Here is a 17365-nt window from a genome sequence, read left to right as displayed (position 1 = left end):
TTGCAACGCAAAATTGTGCCTAAGCATTTGCATCAAAACAACAATAGTTCAATCGAGGCTGATATGAAAGTAGAGATTAACAAGAAACGTTTAGAATACCTGCTGGCATTATACAAGATGTCGGTGGATGACTTGTTGTCTCTTCTGAACAAAGGCAGGAAACGGATAACAGGAGCCGCAGACATCAGTGGAGATTCTATTGATTTGGGGGTGTTGAAGCGTATAGGTGAGATATTCGACAAAGAAGTCAGTTTCTTTCAAGACTATTCTAAGTTGTCAACCAATGCAAGCAGCAGTATCTTCTTCCGCAAGACCTCATTCGGAACAGAGCTGAACTTGGAGTCGATCCGTACTGTAAACCGATTCGAGAGTCTGAAAAACGCTTTGGATGCATACAACAAACTGTCGCAACTGGATGTGAAGTTTGACATAGAACACTACACCCTACAAGATGACCCTAAGACAGTAGCCGTACGTGCAAGAGATTTTTTTTATCCCGGGGAAACTGTCAATCATAGGCAGTTTCTTGTGAAGATGATAGAAAAAATCGCCGATCATGGCATTTTTGTCTTTGAATACATAGAGACATGGAACAAGAAAGAGAAAACCAACATTGACGGTTTTTACCTTAAGCCCAATGTGATAGTGCTTAAGCATCATAAGCATTACAAGCGAGAAATATTCACTCTGGCGCATGAATTGGGGCATTGTCTATTGGGGATTGAAGAAGTGGAGTCGGTGGACATGATGGACATCTCGGCACAGACTTCATACAGTGATGTCGAAAGATGGTGCAATGATTTTGCATATCAGTTCATTATGGGACAAGAAGCAGAAACACTTGCTAACATAGCATGTGTAGATTCCCGTAACGACTACTGCATTGACCTCTTCAAGGCTATCAGTGCACGGACGCACATTAGCCGTCTTGCCTTATATACAAGGATGTATATCGACAGGAAAATCAGCTATTCGAGCTACAGCAATGTCAAGAGTGAATTGGCAGAGGAATACAGAAGAAGAGAGGAACAGGAAAAGTTGAAAAACTCTGAGAAGAGAGGCGGGCGAACACCAAAGCCCATCATTTCTCCGCTATTCTTGAAAACCATGCAATATGCCTATTTCAATGGAGTGGTCAACGAGACCACTTTCTGTTCGAGACTCAATGTCAAACCAGCAAATTTTGAGAGGGAGTTATGGCGATAGTTGTTGATACATGCTCATTGGTGATGATTGCCAAGAATTATCTTCCCTTGGATAAGGACGGACAGTTGTACTCATTCCTGGAAGAGGCGTTCTCCCGCAAGGATTTGATGCTACTTGATGTGATTCTGGATGAATCAAAACGCACCTCCAAAGGAATTGCAGTTGAAAAGATGCCTTTCCTCAAAGACAAGAAATTGGTCATTCCGACAAAGGATCTATTTCCATGTGCCCCAGAGAGATTCAGCAACATGATAGACAACAATTTCTGTGTAAGACTGAAGAAGCAGGAACTGACTGAAGAAGAATACATAGAGCAAAAGGAAGAATACCTTAAAACAGGTGATGCTAAGATTATCATTTATGCACTGAATGTACGACACTCGGACGCTATCCATCTGGAAGAGATGCAAGTAATGACGGAGGAAACAAGGCAGCAGAATGACGGTAAGTTGTTCAAGAAACTTCCTTTGTTGTGTGAGCAGATAGGGATTGGAACACTAACCGTTTCAGAATATCTGCATAGAAACGGGTTCTTTATTGACAAATAGCATAGATATTAGTATCATCTTATGACATCTTTCACGAAATCATATTATATTCGTGAATAAAACACTTGTTTTTCAAGAATAGAAATTGTTGAGGATTAGATATTTAAGACATTATTGCAATGCGGAAGGGGTGATGTGAACGACAAAAGACAAGGCGTTCTATTAGAGTGGATGCTTGATAAGATTGAGAAGAATGGACGGGTCGATGGCTCGTCCTTTTTTTGTGTCTTTGAGTGTGAGGTGCAGGTGGGGACCAGTACTGCGACCACTGTTGCCTGTCAGCGCGATGATGATGCCGGGACGGACGTGGGTGCCTTTGGTGACGAGAGTTTGGGAGAGGTGGCAATAGCTGACGGTGAAGTCGCCGTGACGGAGGGTGACATAGAGGCCTGAACGTTTGTCCTTGCCTACCTTGATGACCTCGCCGTGCATCATGGCGTATGTGGGTTCGTAATTTGCCTTCAAATCAAGCCCGTTGTGTAGGGCTTTTCTTTTTGTAAATGGGTCTCTGCGGTAGCCGAAAGGGCTGGTGACAGAGATATGACGGAGTGGACTGACAAGTGCCGTGTGGCGGTCGGTCTGCTCCGTTTGGGTTTGTAATGGGGCAAAGGCAAGAGAGTCTCGCCGCTGATGCGGCGAGCACGGAGGCAGTTGTTCGGATGTTGCGGACTGCGTCGTTTTTGGCACAGCCTTGCGGTGTACCTTAGTCTGTGTGACGGTATTGAACTGAGCGCATACTGTTGCTGATGAACAGAATATTGCTGCTATTGTGATGAGTAGAAATCGTTTCATGGTGCAAAAGTAACAAGCAATTCTTTGACTGGCATAAAGAACAAAGGGAAGACAAGAAGATTGTAACATAATATAGCAATCGAGTTTGATTTTTGAGCAGAAATCAAACTCAAATAATAATAATCGTCAAAAATAACACGCATTATCTTATGCAATTCTGCTTGTCTCTGAATAGGTATATAACTTTGCATGAGTTTAATTTCAAATTCAAAGTTAAAGTATGAAGCAAGTACGATTTGAAGAGAGCGAGGTGCCTTATCAGACACTGGCTCGTTTTGGTCTCACACAAGAGAAGATTGAAGACCTGCCCATGTGGGCGTTGGAAGATATTGGTCAGGGACGACGTTCACCGTTGCTGCCCATTCAGGTGAATAATGATGAGGGCGAGACATTGAAGAGCCGCACCCGATTTGCGTTGGTCCGTATGGAGGACGGCAAGGTGGATGTGGTCTTCTATCCGCAGTTGGAGAAATCACCATTGGAGGCTTTTACTCAGGAACAGCAGGAGGACTTGCTGGCTGGAAAGGCTATCCTTGCCGATGTTAAGGATGCTGATGGCAGGAGCAGCAAGGCTTTCGTGCAGATTGACACGGAGACCAATCAGGTGATGTCGGTACCTACGCCTGTCATCGGGCGCAACTTGGAGGTGCTGAAGGATGAACTGAAACTGAGTTCGGCAGAACTGACCGTGATGCAGAAGGGTGAGCCGCTCACGCTCATCATGGAGGACGAACAGGTGACGGTGGGTATTGACCTGAACGATAAGACCGGCATAAGGATTAATCAAGGCGACAGTCAGAAGTGGAAGGAGAACACCAAGCGAGAGTGGGACAAATACACCTTCGGGTGCTATGGCTGTTGGGTAATGGGCGATGACGGTAATCTTGACTATGTGCCTGAAGAGGAATACACGGAAGAACTTTGGAATGAGCAGAAGAAGAATGGAGAGCGCAACCGCGCCTCTTTTTCCATGCACAAATAATCTACACATAATATAATAAGTATATGGCATCAAATAAATATTATCCAGAGGATGTGCTCGTCGAGAAGATACAGAGCGGCGAGTACGGTTGGTTGGAGTATGTCAACCATCATTCTGCTGAATGGCAGGAAGAATATGAGAGCTATTGTCTGAACAACGGACTCTGCATTTGTGAAGAGAGTGCGGAGCAGTTTGTCCATCACAAAGATGAGGAACTGGAGAAGGCAATAGAGAACGGTGAAGCATGATAAATGAAGAGTGAAGAATGAAGAGTGAAGAATAAGTATGGCGATAAGAAAGAATACGAATCCCCAACAGATGGACCTGCAACCAGAGATGCGTGACTTGCTCATGCGCAATGGTATGCAGGCTCATGTGGTGAGTAATGGCAGCGGCTATCAGCTTGTGGTGCAAGGGCATGACAGTCCGCTGCTTACCTATAACATCACCGAGAAGCAGATGTTGGCTCTGACCGACTGGGGTACGAATCATGCCAACAAGTTAGCCTACAATACCTTTACGGGCATTGTGGGCAACGACTTCTATATGCCCAAGAACTTCGTTCATGCACGCAATGCCAACGGTCGTGTAGCTATGGGGCTGCACGGCTATCGTGTTGGTATCGGCGAGTATGGACGGATGGGGCGCATCGATATGCCACCACCCTTTTTAGGTTGGACACCACGCAGTCAGGAGGGATTCCATCTTCGCAGAGTTGGAGGACGATTGTTCTTCCCCGAAGCCCCGATTGTGCCTGAACGTTGGGACGGCAGAATGAAGCCTGGCGAATTGCAGAGCGGCGGTTATGGGTTCTATTATAAGGGACAGCAACAGAGTTATAGCCCTCAGCAACAGGATGTGCTGAAAGATTTGGAGGGAATCATAATGCCTTCCATCAGCCGCACGAGAAGCACGGAGCCAGCCAAGCCTTATAAGGAACTGATTACCTCGCCTGTCTATTTCACCAATGAGAAGTGGCAGGAGTGTCTGGCATCGCATGGCATCATCATTGATGAGAATGCGAAGACGCTGACCATTCAGTCGAACAGCGTCAATGCCGACATGGTGTATGACCTGACAGATGAGGAACTGAAGAAACTCACCTCCAACTCCATCAAGGAAGTGCCCGTCGTTCAACGCTTGGAACTGCTGAATGGCATCATCAAGGACGACTTTGCTGACAAAATCCTGATGGACACACTGAATAGCAAGGAGCGCATCGACCTGCATCTGCATCCCGAACTTGAACAGGAGTTGCAGCAGCGTCAGCAACAAGACGAGGAACGGTTGCTTCCGTTGGAAGAGGACGAGACTGTCAGACGTGACGTGTTGCAAGGCGATGCCATGGTGAGAGGTGAAGACCTTGCCTTGATTAATGAGAACAAGGGTTGGTATCGTGAGGGAGCGCATGGGCGTGAAGTGAAAGTCGGTGACATCATGGTGGAGAAAGTGCCTCCGATGGAGGGAGATAAGAAAGGCGAAGATAAGTATCGCATGACCGCCATTATCAATGGAGAAGCCATCACGCACGAAATCAAGCAGAAGGACTACGACAAGTTCTTGGCGGTGGATGACTACCATCGCATGAAACTCTTCTCCAAGGTTTTCAGTGAAGTGGATATGAAGACACGCCCCGAAACCAACGCCGGACTGGGCACGAAGATATTGGCGGCTCTGACGGCAGGAGCAGTCGTTACAGCAGAGGTGGCGCATGACATAAGCCACCATCATCACCATCCAGCCCCGGAGTTCTATGCAGAGCATCATGGCGGTCCACGTCCTTACTTCAAACCGGGAGTGGATTCGCCACAGGAGATTGCGGCAAGGTACTTTGAGGCAGAAGCAAATCATGTTGCCACGGAGATAAGGAGAGGATATTAACAATGTATAATTTACAATTTATAATTTATAATGAGTAGTGAACTGACATACGATGACTTTCTGGACAGGTTGAGCATACAGGAAGTACTGGTGGACGCAGGGTATCATCTGAACAAGAGAGATGGCTTGCGTTATCCGTCGTATGTGCGTACTGACAGTGAGGGCAGACGGGTGCGTGGTGATAAGTTCATTGTCACGCAGAATGGGAAATGTTGCTTCCAACCACCGCAGCAGAAGGTGTATAATGTCATTTCGTTCATCAAGGAGCATCCAGAAATGTTTTCAGAGAACAAGGTGGGAATGTCTCCTGACCGACTCGTCAACCTCGTCTGCAACCGACTGCTCAACCAACCCATAGAGGACAGACCATCGAAGATTACAGAACCAAGAAAGGACGGAAAGCCATTCAACCTGAATGACTACGACATCCACAAGTTCAATCCGCAGGACAGGGAAACGCAGAAAAGGTTTTATCCCTATTTTAAGTTCCGAGGCATCGACCTCTATACGCAGTATGCTTTTCATCGGCATTTCTGTCTGGCTACTAAGCATCGGACGGATGGACTTACCTTTGCCAACCTTGCCTTTCCGCTTGTACTGCCCAAGACACCCGACAAGACTGTGGGCTTTGAGGAACGAGGACGACCGAAGATGGACGGTAGCGGCGGTTACAAGGGCAAGGCAGAAGGAAGCAACAGCAGTGAAGGACTGTGGATTGCCAACCTCACGGGCGAGCCGTTGGATAAAGCAAGCGAAATTGTATGGTTTGAGAGTGCCTACGATGCCATGGCAGAGTATCAGATAAATCCTGTAAAGATGGTGTATGTATCTACGGGCGGCACACCCACCGAGGGACAGATGCGAGGACTTCTGTCCGTTACTCCCAACGCACGGCACTATTTGGGTTTTGACAAGGACGATGCAGGGCGGCAGTTTGTTGCAAACTTCAGGAAGGTGGCAGCAGAGATGGGCTTCCGTCACGAGCATGTGCAAGCCTATCATCCATTGGGTTGCTACAAGGACTGGAACGATGCGCTGCTCAACAAGAAATCAGCAGAACTGATTGCCAAGGGCGAACCAGATACCTTCGACTATGCCGAGTTTATCGCAGCCGGCAAGGCAGAGAAACAAAGGGAAAAAGAAGAAAAGAACACATATCATAGAAGCGTATGAGACAAGAAGATAATAGCATCATCACCTTGTGCCCCAGCATCGGACAGTTTTTCATCAACGAACTGCCTCTGTTGCTGTTGTGCGTGGCAATGCTCCTAATCGGAGGATTGCCCGGTTGTGCATATAGTACCCTGTTGCTTGTCTTCAGCCTCCTGTTCTCCCTCTGTTTACTCTACCGATTCATCTATCTGAGGAGTATCCGCTACCATATCGGGAGCGAGCAACTCATCTGTGAGCACGGAGTGTTTCAGCGGAGCGTGAACTACATGGAGTTGTACCGAGTGGTGGACTTTGCCGAGCATCAGACATTGATACAACAGTTATGCGGACTGAAAAGCGTGACCGTGTTGTCGATGGATAGAACGACACCGAAACTGGAAATGACCGGCATCAGCAACAGCTATGACGTGGTGAGTGTGATACGAACAAGAGTAGAAACGAACAAACGAAGAAAGGGCGTATATGAGATTACGAATAGATAAGATTTGGTTCATTGTCGTGGCATTGGTACTGAGCGTGCCGTCAGCCCATGCACAGATTGTGACTGCCAACCCTTTGGAATGGATGGCACTGGCAGAGGGCAACGAAGCCATCAACGGTGAGATAGAGAAGGAAATCAAAGGTCAGACCAAGACTGCCCTGTTGCAGAATACCATCGCCGCAGAGTTCACCAAGATACACGAATGGGAGAAGAAGTACAACAGTTATCTGAAAACCGCCAGTGGTTATGCCTCTTCCCTCAAAGCCTGTACCTATCTGTACGACGATGGAGTGAAGATATTCATCACCTTGTGTAAGATGCGCAAGGCCATCAACAATAATCCGCAAGGCATCGTTGCCACCCTCTCGATGAACAACCTGTATATGGAGACCGCCACGGAATTGGTGTCCGTCTTCACACTGCTGAAAGATGCAGTCGCCAAAGGAGGCAAAGAGAACATGCTGACTGGTGCGGAAAGGAGCAAGACGCTGTGGGCACTGAACGACAAGCTGAGTGCCTTCAGCAAGAAGCTGCATCGTCTTTATCTGTCTATACGATATTACACCATGACCGATGTGTGGAACGGCGTGACGGCAGGGATGATAGACCGAAGCAATGGAGAGATAGCCACCCAAGCCCTTAGCAGATGGCGCAGAGCAGGACGTATGACCATCAGTGATTAACGATAAAGGAATCAGTCATGAAGTATTTCATATCAATTGCCATTTTTATGTTTATATCATCTTTTGCAGGAGTGCGGGCGCAGAACGACCCGACTCTTGCGGGGATGATTCTGATGTACACCAACAAGGCGGAGAAAGAACTGAAGAATCAGGAGAAAGTGATGCTGCTACAATCCACCGGCCATATCTGGACCAAGGAGGAAGTGGAAGCCACTACCGACCTGCAGCGGGAGTTCAACAACTATCTGGACTCCTTCCGTTCCATCGTCAGCTATGCCGCACAGATATATGGTTTCTATCACGAGATAGGTCAGTTGGTGGACAATATGGGTGGATTGGTGGCGCAGTTGGATGCCCATCCTGCCAACGGACTTGCCGTAGCCCTGTCAGCCAAGCGCAACAAGATATACCGCGAGCTGATTATGAACAGCATCGAGATAGTTAATGACATACGCACGGTATGCCTGTCGGGCAACAAGATGACCGAGAAGGAGCGTGTGGAGATAGTCTTCGGCATCCGACCCAAACTGAAGAAGATGAACAAGCAGTTGAAGCGACTGACGAGGGCGGTGAAATACACCACCATGGGCGATGTTTGGATGGAGATAGACGAAGGGGCAAGACCCACCAAAGCGAACAAAGCCGAGATAGCAGCGGCTGCCAAGAGGCGGTGGAAGCAGGTGGGCAAGAACGTAAACTGATGGAGCAGCGAGAGCAGAGCCGAACTTGTTCGAGCTATGCCGAGTCGTGACAGAAGAAGACGAAGTCAAACCGTGATTAAAAAACGATAAGATATGGGATTTTGGAGTTCATTATTGAAATATGGTGGCAAGGCGGCACGAGGTACTGGCCATGTCATCGGAGTAACTGGAAAGACCTTAGGCAGTGCGGCACTCCACCCGCAACGCACCCTTATGGGAGCCGGCAAGGCTATGCAGACGGCCGCAGTGGGTAGTGCCGCAGGCTATGTGACATGGGAGAAGCTGACCACAGACAAGAGCGTGGCACGCATCGTAGGTGATGCTGTCATCGGCGAGAATGCCACGGAAGCGGTGGCACAAACCGCCAACGATGTGCAACGTCTGACGGGCAAGGCTGGTGAAGCCGTTGATGCGGTGAACACTGTAGCCGGAAAGATGGACACCCAGTTCAGCGGCATCAGTGATTTCTTTAGGAATATGTTCGGAGGCGTAGGATGCGACATGATAGGCAATCTCTTTGGCAATATCGGCAAGGGCAACGTGTCGGGTATGAGCATCGTCGGACTGGTGGCTGCCGCCTTCATGGTATTCGGACGCTTTGGTTGGATGAGCAAGATTGCGGGTGCCCTGCTTGGAGCGATGATCATCGGGAACAATTCTAAGGTGGCGCAAACTCTGCCTAACAGAGGCGGTACGTCTTCACATGGGCAGAACATGAAAGAAGCAGAGACCCAAAGCAGAGGGATGAAACGATAACCAATATACAGTGATATGAGATATACAGAAGAAATGATACTGCGCTCATCGAGCGGCTACTGTATGCCGTTTGAGGAGCCTATAAAGCAGGACGTGCAGATGTCCTTGGGTTACGGAGAGCAGAAAAATCCCGTGACGGGAGAAACATTCTTCCATCACGGCATAGACTTCTCAGTGAACCATTACCTGCTGTCGGCGGTGGCAACGGGAACCGTCTCTGCCATTGGGTCGGACGCGGAGCATGGCATCTACCAGACCATCCGCTACGGCAAATACGAAGTGACTTACAGGCATCTCTCCAATGTCTTCGCCAACTTCTCCCAAAGCGTCAAGGCCGGTCAGACCATCGCCATCAGTGGCGACCTGCTGCACATGGAGGTGAGGTTTGACGGAGAGGAAATCAATCCGTTGGAGTTCCTCATCATGCTCTACGGCAATATCAAGGCATTGGAGCACAATTCCCAAATGGGCATCAATGAACTGGACATGAACATCCCTTCACCCTACGACACCGACCGTCAGGAGATAGAGGCATTGATGCTCCGCTTCCTTCCCTCCTACTTCGAGGACCTTCAACAAGGAGCATACTCTCTGCCCGAACATACGGAGCAGTCGTTGAGAAACATCTTCTCGTTGGGAGCGAGCAAGCATTATTTCTACGAGACCATGCCGAGCATGGCTAATCCCTTGGGCATCGGCAACCGCTGTATGCCTTTGGCGACTAAGGTGCAGAACCTGCTCATTGCCGACTTTCTCAACTATCTTGCCATGCGACATCAGGTATATCTCTCCACGATGGACGAGGTGTTAAAAAAAAACTCCAAGAGCAAGCCCTGACGCATGACGGCATCATCGACCCTCTTGCCGACTTGGACGTGGATATCCAGAGCTTCGACATTCCGAGGATAGTGAGCGTCTATCCCGACCGGGCTGGCGTGAGATGGTGGACAAAGGCATGGTTCAATGGTAAGGAAGAGGGGGAACCCTCCGTGGAGATTGAGGAACGTATGGCCGTGCAGTTCATCCACTGCCAAGTGGACAAGGACGCATGGTTGGAGGAACACTATCCTAAGCAGATGGAGATATATCACAATGCCATCGAGCAGACAAAGGAACAGATATTACAGCAGTATAATATATAAACAAGGTATATGGCAGTTAAGAACAGTCAGCGATTCGCAGAGATAGAGCGTCTGATGGGCGACTACTTCGGGTGTCACCTTGCCCCCGTGATGGGCAGGGTGCAACGGGACTTGTCCAACAGACAGGCAGACGAGATGCGAGCCTACTCCAACAGTACGGCTGGCATCCTACGCTCATTGGCCACTGCCAATATGCCTGGTGATGACCCATACGCCACGCTGAAGATTACAGGCAAGTGGAACAGCAAGACCACCGAAGACTATCTGGCGATGTGCAAGGAGGCTATTGTCGGCAACAAGGATATGCAGCGTGACCTTGCCGTGATGGCTGAGGAATGGCGCAAGGCGGTGGTGACGGAGATAGGACGAGAGCGGTACGATGCACTCTCTAAACAACTCGGTTGTGATTTGGCATACGCCTATATCGATCACCGCATGGAGCAGCTGATGATAGAAAAAATGGTGAAAGACCGTATGCCAACATCTTCTGCCGACTATATCATCCGCAAGGCGGCACAAAGCAGTCTGTTCGGTCTGCCCTACGAACTGAACAAGTCACCCCTTGCCGCAGAGATAGAAGCCAAAGGAGAGGCAGCCTATAAGCCCTCTCGAACAGAGAAGGCAGCGGGATGGGCAGCCGGAGCGGGTGCCGATGTCGTGGCCATGGGAGGGATTGGCTCATGGGCAACCTTCGCCAAGTTTGTCGGTATCGATATGGTGATGAATGTCGGCATGGAGCACCTAAGCAAGAAAGGTAGCAGCCAAGAGGTCTGTGTCGAGGAGTGTATCAGCAAGGGAGTTTTCGGTACGGGCACCAACGTCTTCGCCTCATTCCGCAAACAGGCAAAAGTCATCAAGAACCACGAGAACAGCTATATCAAGGCTACCAACAGCCATTTCAAGAACAAGATTCCCACGAGCAATATCACTTTTATGGATTGGACGAAACAAACCGAGCAGACCTCTTTTCCTTGGAACAAAGGTACGTTCCTTGACCCTCAGAGAAACGAAGCAACCAAACGTACAGGCAAGTACAAGGATGTGCCCTTGATAGTTGCGCCTGGACAGGAAGACGAGTATCTGGAGGTTAAGGCGAGACTGGATGCAGAGGCTGAGAAGGAGAAGAAGGCAGAACCGAAAGAAACTCCTGATTCATCGACTGAAGAGGCAACACCATCTGTAGTCCAGCAGGAGGAAACAGCCTTACAAACAAACGAAAATGGATGGGACGGGCTGTTGCAGAGTTTTGGACTGAACGGCTTTTCAGACATCGGCAAGAACCTTGGTTATGTGTTGGCGATGCTGCCCGATGTACTGGTGGGACTGTTCACTGGCAAGACAAAATCGCTGAATATGGACAATAGCCTCCTTCCTTTGGCCTCTATCGTGGCTGGAATGTTCGTGAAGAATCCTATACTGAAGATGCTGTTGATGGGTATGGGAGGTGCCAATCTGCTCAACAAAGCGGGACATGAGGTGCTGGGCAGGAAACAGCAGGAAGGCATTGCACCTACAGTTAGTCCTGCTGCATCTCGCATTCAGTACCGCCAATATCCTGATGAACCACTCAATCCTCGTATCAGCAACCCGATGCTGCAAGGGCGGTGTCTCGTTGCCAACATTGACCATGTGCCTTGTACCATTCAACTGCCTGACAGTGTGATTGGGGCGCATCAGTCGGGGGCATTGCCGCTGAATACATTGGCTAACGCCATACTTGCCAAGAACGACCAGATGCGACAGATGGCAGCAATGCAGTACGAAGAGCAGGCACGGGAGAGCGTGGTGCGACCGAGGGGAATACAGTGAAGCCCGACAACAAAATTGTCGGGAACGGTGGCTTGGTAAGCCAATTATAGAATGTGATTGAGATAAACAAAAAGATAAAAGCATGAAAGAGAAATCAGAATTTGAGAAGCGGACGGCGGAGAAGCAGGTGTCGCTGCTCACTGAGGCACTGACGAGTGCGGTGGATGCCAAGGGACATTGGTTGAATGCAAGCGGCAAACTCTATCCGAAGCTCTATCCCAAGGGCTTTTCGGTCAGTCCGTTCAATGCCCTTGTCCTTGCCCTTGACTCCGATGCCAAGGGTTGCAAGAGCAATCTGTTTACGCAGTTCTCCGAAGCGAAGGCACGGGGTGAGAGCGTGAGGGAGCATGAGAAAGGTGTGCCGTTCCTGTATTACAATTGGAATAAGTACGTCAACCGCAACAATCCCGACGATGTCATCACCAAGGAGGCATACGCAGAACTGTCGGAACAGGACAAACAGCAGTACAAGGGAGTGAAAAACCGTGAGATCCGTGTGCTGTTCAATATCGACCAGACGCTACTGCCTATGGCTAACGAAACAGCCTACACTACGGCATTGAAGAAGGATGGCACGGTGGAGGATAGAGGTTATGGCGACAAGGAGGACAAGCAGCTGCATGGGTGCGTCAACGGATTCCTTCAGAAGATGAAGGACAACCTCGTGAATGTACGTCAGGACGGCACGGGTGTGGCGCACTACGACACCGAGAAGGATGTCATCTACCTGCCACGGCAGCGTGACTTCGAGCACTACAATGACTATGTACAGGAGATGATGCGTCAGTTGGTGTCTGCCACCGGTCATCAGCAGCGGTTGGCACGTGAGGGCATGGTCATGAAGAACGGCAAAGCCCCGTCGGAGGATGCCGTGAAGAAGGAACGACTCATCACTGAGATAGCTTCGGGCGTGAAGATGCTCGAACTGGGACTGCCTGCCCGTCTGTCAAAGGACAGCCTTAGCATGGTGGACTATTGGACGAGGGAACTGAAGGAAGACCCTTGTCTGATTGATGCCATCGAGAGTGAGGTGAACGGTGCGCTGAAGGTGTTGAAGAAAGCCGAACTGGGTGAAAAGGTGGAGTATGCCACCGACCAGCATCAGCGAGAGACGGCGCAGATACAGGTGCAGTTGCCCAACCACTACTTCGTAGCAGACGAAATCAAGCAGCATCCCAACGAGGAGCAGCGTACTGTGGTCATCGTGCGTGATGATGCCAGCAAGACCGCCGATGTGGTGCTGCCACAGGGTGCATCGTTGGAGGTGAACAACGAGATCAAGGGCATGAACAAGCAACGCTTCACCAATGCCTTGCAGAAAGAGGGTTATGACAACGTGCGTTTCTACAATCCCGACGGAGCCTTGGGCTTCCGTCCCGACGACAGTTATTTCGCCGACAAGAAAATCACGGTATCAAGACTGCGCAACTGGTCTATCGAAGACCTATCCTCGTTGGATGCTTCTGAGGCCGTAACCCACAGCCGTGACATCGGTTTCGACAATGTGCAGTTGGTAAAGGATGACAAGGAGCGGTGGGCATTGTACATCAAGCCCGAAGGTAAGGAGGGCTTTGCCGTCTATCCCGACAAAGGAGACCTCAATCATTTCTTCACCACCTTGAAGCAGTCGATGGACAACATCGAGCGTGTGCGTGAGGAACTGGCACAGAAGTATTATGCTATGGCAGAGGCGAAACCCGACCTGAAGGTGGACATCTTCGGAGGTAATGAGCAGGAGGTTGATTTGAACCGCATCCAGCGTGTGGCAGTATTCCGTGCCAAATCGGGCGAATGCCTGTGTGCAGCCACTATTGACGGCAAGAAGTTGCAGCCGAGAAGTGTCAGTCCGTCACAATGGCAACGATTGTGGGTGGCTCCTGACAGGGATTCCTACAAGCAGAACCTTGCCGCCTCGCTGTTTGCTGATGTATTGCAGAAAGACAACAATGTCGAGCAAAGTACACAAGAGAAGCAGGAAGAAGCGACGGAGGTGAAGCAAGCGGAGACGGCAATTGTCGATAAGCATGATGAACAGAAGGAAGTGGTACTTAAGGAAGATAAAAGCTCTGAACAAAGGGAAGAGAAGAAACAAGAGGAAAAGAAAGAAGAAAAGAAGGATGAAAAGGCTGTCAAGGCTGCTGTCTCTCCCCTTGTCCAACAATATCTTGACTTGAAGAAGAAGCATCCTGATGCCATTCTTTTGTTTCGCTGCGGTGACTTCTATGAGACCTACAAGGATGATGCGGTGAAGGCATCCAAAATATTGGGTATTACGCTGACAAAGAGCAATGGGCGCAAGGATGATGAAGGCAAGCCGTTGGCAATGGCAGGATTCCCATATCATGCCCTCGACACCTATCTGCCGAAGCTCATTCGTGCTGGTGAACGGGTGGCCATCTGTGACCAGTTGGAAATGCCGAAGCAGACAACATCATCGAAGCGTGGAATTACGGAGATGGTGTCACCTGGAAAAGAGACAGGAAAGCAGATGGCACAGGAAAGTCAAGAAACAGAACAACACACCAGTCTAAGGAGATAGGCTTATGGGAAAGAACGCAGCGTATGCCGCACAATATGCGGAGGAAGCCAAAGAACAGATGCGGATGTATGGGATTCCTGCCTCCGTCATCTTGGCGCAAGCCATACTGGAGAGCAGCAACGGACAGAGCCAACTGTCGCGCGAATGCAACAACCACTTTGGCATCAAGGCTACGGCATCGTGGTTGAAGAATGGCGGAGAGTATGGAGTCTATACGGATGATAGGCCCAACGAGAAATTCTGTAAGTACAAAAGCGTGGGTGACAGTTATGAGCATCACTCGCAGTTCCTGAAGCAGAACAAGCGTTATGCGCAGTGCTTCACGCTGTCGCCTGACGACTACAAGGGATGGACGAAGGGCATTGAGCGTGCCGGCTATGCCACGGGCGGCGGTTATGCTGCAAGTCTGCAGCGCATCATTGAAGCCAACGGACTGGACAAGTATGACAGTGAGGTGATGGCTGAGATGCGGGCAGAAGGTCGGTCGTTCGGGGTGGAGAATAATCCTCGTAGAGAAATGCCTGCTGCCCATGTACCGCAGTCTGCCGGGTATTCCTTTCCTGTGGAGCGAGAGGAGTTTCTCTTCATCACCTCGCCTTTCGGCAATCGCCAGGATCCGATGGATGCCACCAAGCAGCAGATGCACAAGGGCATTGACATCAAGACGAACCATGAGGCGGTGTTGGCCACGGAGAACGGCGGCAAGGTGGTGGCGGTGAACCATAATGCGAACACGGCAGGAGGGAAATCCGTCACCGTGGAATACAGCCGTGAGGATGGCAGCAAGGTGCAATGCTCCTACCTGCATCTGTCTGACATAGCAGTAAAGGTAGGTGACGTGGTTAATGCCAGTCAGAAGTTGGGGGTGTCGGGAAATACCGGCACCAGAACCACTGGCGAGCATCTGCATTTCGGAGTGAAGAGTGTATCGGCTGACGGCTCAAAAAGGGATATGGATCCAGCCGCTTATCTGGCAGAAATCGGACAGAAAGGCAACATCAAGCTACAGGCCCTGCATAACGGCAATGACCTGTTGGCAAAATACAAGAGCAATGCGCCACAGGAGCAGAAGGTTTCGTCGGAGGACTGGATGAAGAAAATCCTTTCCTCGGAGGACAGCGGCGTGGGCATTTCGGGAACGAATGACCCTATACTCGACATGGCGATGACCACCTTCATGTCGCTGATGATGTTGGCAGCGCAGATTGACAGCAATGATGAGGAACGACAAAAAGGACTTATCTCTGCCATGGCAGCCAACCGGCTCGTAGATTTGACCTCGCTTGTTCCAGGCATGAGGCAATGCACCATTACTGTGGGTGAGAACGGCAAGACTGTGCTTCATGCAGAGAGCGGTACGGTGAAGATTGACCGTGAACTGACCTCCTCGGAGATGAACCGCCTGTCGCTCATTTTGGGCAATGCCAATCTGTCGGAAGAAAGCAAACGGACGAAGATTGCGGGAATGGTGACAGGCATCGTGGCGACACAGCAGGCTTCGCAGAACTTCGAGCAAGGGATGGAGGCTGAGAGTCAACAACAAAATCTGCAAAGGAAATGAAAAGGATAGCAAGTCATCTGTGTACATTGCTGGTGGGTATGGTAGCTGTGGCAGGACACTTCATGCTTACCCAATGGCTTTTCGGTCAGACCGTGGCCATCATCTATCTCGGCTTCCAACTTATCATAGCAGCGTGGATAGTCTATGAACTGATACGTGCGCTAGTATATGATGATTGAAAAGAGATTATTGTCATTGCTAAGACATTTCACTTGGACGATGGATATGTATAATTCAAATAGTATCGAGCAATGATCAAATGTAATGTAACAGTGTGCGGAACGGTCAGCAAGGCTGCGACCTGCCGCACGAACAAGGAGGGCAAGGCATTCGTGAGCTTTGCCATGAACGTAGTCATTCCAGCGAAGAGCGGGATTAACAAGACCATCGAGGTGTCGGTCATCAAAGATGGGACACTGACGGAGGTGGGCAGCTGCAACATCGGCGAACGCATTGAGGTAGCCGGTGTATTGGTACCAAGAAAATGGGGCGATGTCCTTTATTTCAACCTGTCGGCAAGCAGCATCAGCCACCAGCCTGACGAGGCAGAGGACTGCATCAAGGGCGTGATGGAGTTCCGCGGCAAGGTGGGCAAGAGCATTGAGGACAAGACGGACAAGAATGGTGTGCCGTACTGCCAGTTCTCCGCTTTCAGCGCAGAGAAAGTACAGGACGGATTTGAATACATCTGGGTAAGTTTCTTCCTATTCGATGGCAAATGCGAGGCATGGCTGCAACCAGGCGTGAAAGCGAACATCAAAGGGGCATTGTCTGTCAGTGTCTTCAATGACAAACTGGACTTCTCCTGCCGAGTGTCTGAAATGAGCGAATATGTTCCGCAGCCCTATAATGGTTAATTGACTATGGGAAAGCCTTATGCTAAGGAAGGTCCGAGTGCCGAAGACAAGGCACTCGACCTGTTTGCCGATATGATGATTGAGCGTATTCAGTCGCTGTCGGGCAAAGACGGATGGAAAAAGCCCTGGTTTACTGAAGGTGCGTTGCAATGGCCGAAAAACCTGAACGGACGAGAATATAATGGCATGAACGCTATGATGTGTGCGCCAGTATTGGCTGCGTAATAAATATCTCTTTGGCAAGAGATTAGGTG

18 protein-coding genes and 1 pseudogene are annotated in these 17365 nt (G+C 49.7%); 18 read left to right on the top strand and 1 reads right to left on the bottom strand.

Translation table 11 applies throughout. The annotated features are described in order from the left end of the window. Positions 1–63 precede the first annotated feature (63 nt). Together ACNOGP_RS19405 and ACNOGP_RS19400 are read left to right on the top strand one after the other, a co-directional pair. On the top strand, positions 64–1206 hold the full coding sequence (locus tag ACNOGP_RS19405; protein WP_007897423.1) for an ImmA/IrrE family metallo-endopeptidase: 1143 nt from the start codon (positions 64–66) through the stop codon (positions 1204–1206). Beyond that, entirely contained in the window at positions 1197–1754 is a 558-nt protein-coding gene (locus tag ACNOGP_RS19400) for a DUF4411 family protein (RefSeq protein ID WP_005816230.1), read from the top strand. Before ACNOGP_RS19405 ends, ACNOGP_RS19400 begins: the two co-directional genes overlap by 10 nt. 162 nt (positions 1755–1916) lie before the next feature. Here the strand turns inward: ACNOGP_RS19400 and ACNOGP_RS19395 are convergent, their stop codons facing one another. Next, entirely contained in the window at positions 1917–2546 is a 630-nt protein-coding gene (locus ACNOGP_RS19395; protein WP_007837448.1) for a M23 family metallopeptidase, read from the bottom strand. Positions 2547–2766: 220 nt separating this feature from the next. Between ACNOGP_RS19395 and ACNOGP_RS19390 the strand changes: the two genes are divergently transcribed. The 16 genes and pseudogenes from ACNOGP_RS19390 to ACNOGP_RS19315 form a co-directional block, all read left to right on the top strand. Continuing rightward, complete coding sequence (locus ACNOGP_RS19390) at positions 2767–3528, top strand: DUF4099 domain-containing protein (RefSeq protein WP_005816235.1); 762 nt, start codon at positions 2767–2769, stop codon at positions 3526–3528. Positions 3529–3551: 23 nt separating this feature from the next. Beyond that, positions 3552–3776 carry a hypothetical protein gene (locus ACNOGP_RS19385; protein WP_005816237.1) on the top strand — a complete coding sequence of 75 codons (225 nt, stop codon included), beginning with the start codon at positions 3552–3554 and terminating at the stop codon, positions 3774–3776. 37 nt (positions 3777–3813) lie between these two features. Beyond that, a complete protein-coding gene (locus tag ACNOGP_RS19380; protein ID WP_005816239.1) occupies positions 3814–5409 on the top strand; it encodes a hypothetical protein in 1596 nt (531 codons plus the stop codon). A gap of 30 nt (positions 5410–5439) precedes the next feature. Further along, complete coding sequence (locus ACNOGP_RS19375; RefSeq protein WP_005816242.1) at positions 5440–6582, top strand: toprim domain-containing protein; 1143 nt, start codon at positions 5440–5442, stop codon at positions 6580–6582. Next, positions 6579–7064, top strand: a complete 486-nt coding sequence (locus ACNOGP_RS19370; protein ID WP_005816244.1) for a PH domain-containing protein — start codon at positions 6579–6581, stop codon at positions 7062–7064. Before ACNOGP_RS19375 ends, ACNOGP_RS19370 begins: the two co-directional genes overlap by 4 nt. Then, positions 7045–7746 (top strand): hypothetical protein, encoded by a 702-nt coding sequence (locus ACNOGP_RS19365; RefSeq protein ID WP_005816246.1) that lies wholly within the window; start codon positions 7045–7047, stop codon positions 7744–7746. The genes ACNOGP_RS19370 and ACNOGP_RS19365 overlap by 20 nt, the downstream gene beginning before the upstream one ends. Positions 7747–7763: 17 nt before the next feature. Beyond that, on the top strand, positions 7764–8447 hold the full coding sequence (locus ACNOGP_RS19360) for a hypothetical protein (RefSeq protein WP_005816248.1): 684 nt from the start codon (positions 7764–7766) through the stop codon (positions 8445–8447). 93 nt (positions 8448–8540) lie between these two features. Further along, positions 8541–9203 (top strand): hypothetical protein, encoded by a 663-nt coding sequence (locus ACNOGP_RS19355; protein WP_005816251.1) that lies wholly within the window; start codon positions 8541–8543, stop codon positions 9201–9203. A gap of 15 nt (positions 9204–9218) precedes the next feature. Next, positions 9219–10040 carry a M23 family metallopeptidase gene (locus ACNOGP_RS19350; protein ID WP_418213524.1) on the top strand — a complete coding sequence of 274 codons (822 nt, stop codon included), beginning with the start codon at positions 9219–9221 and terminating at the stop codon, positions 10038–10040. A gap of 32 nt (positions 10041–10072) precedes the next feature. Beyond that, positions 10073–10345: a hypothetical protein gene (locus ACNOGP_RS19345; RefSeq protein WP_007897422.1), complete on the top strand. Its 273-nt coding sequence runs from the start codon at positions 10073–10075 to the stop codon at positions 10343–10345. 9 nt (positions 10346–10354) lie between these two features. After that, a complete protein-coding gene (locus ACNOGP_RS19340; protein WP_005816255.1) occupies positions 10355–12154 on the top strand; it encodes a hypothetical protein in 1800 nt (599 codons plus the stop codon). 82 nt (positions 12155–12236) lie between these two features. After that, positions 12237–14693, top strand: coding sequence for a zincin-like metallopeptidase domain-containing protein (locus tag ACNOGP_RS19335; protein WP_005816257.1), 2457 nt, complete (start codon positions 12237–12239; stop codon positions 14691–14693). Positions 14694–14697: 4 nt separating this feature from the next. Next, the gene (locus tag ACNOGP_RS19330; RefSeq protein WP_005816260.1) at positions 14698–16254 is read left to right on the top strand and encodes a glucosaminidase domain-containing protein; all 1557 of its coding nucleotides are present in this window, start codon (positions 14698–14700) and stop codon (positions 16252–16254) included. After that, complete coding sequence (locus ACNOGP_RS19325) at positions 16251–16433, top strand: hypothetical protein (protein WP_005816263.1); 183 nt, start codon at positions 16251–16253, stop codon at positions 16431–16433. The genes ACNOGP_RS19330 and ACNOGP_RS19325 overlap by 4 nt, the downstream gene beginning before the upstream one ends. Positions 16434–16505: 72 nt before the next feature. Next, positions 16506–17111, top strand: a complete 606-nt coding sequence (locus ACNOGP_RS19320; RefSeq protein WP_005816265.1) for a hypothetical protein — start codon at positions 16506–16508, stop codon at positions 17109–17111. Positions 17112–17117: 6 nt separating this feature from the next. Beyond that, positions 17118–17312: pseudogene (locus tag ACNOGP_RS19315) on the top strand (ArdC family protein); the annotation flags it as partial. Positions 17313–17365: the final 53 nt, after the last annotated feature.

It is taken from the genome of Bacteroides difficilis (assembly GCF_048319815.1).
Classification (GTDB): Bacteria; Bacteroidota; Bacteroidia; order Bacteroidales; family Bacteroidaceae; genus Bacteroides; species Bacteroides zhangwenhongii.
This window is presented reverse-complemented; position numbering and strand designations above follow the sequence as displayed.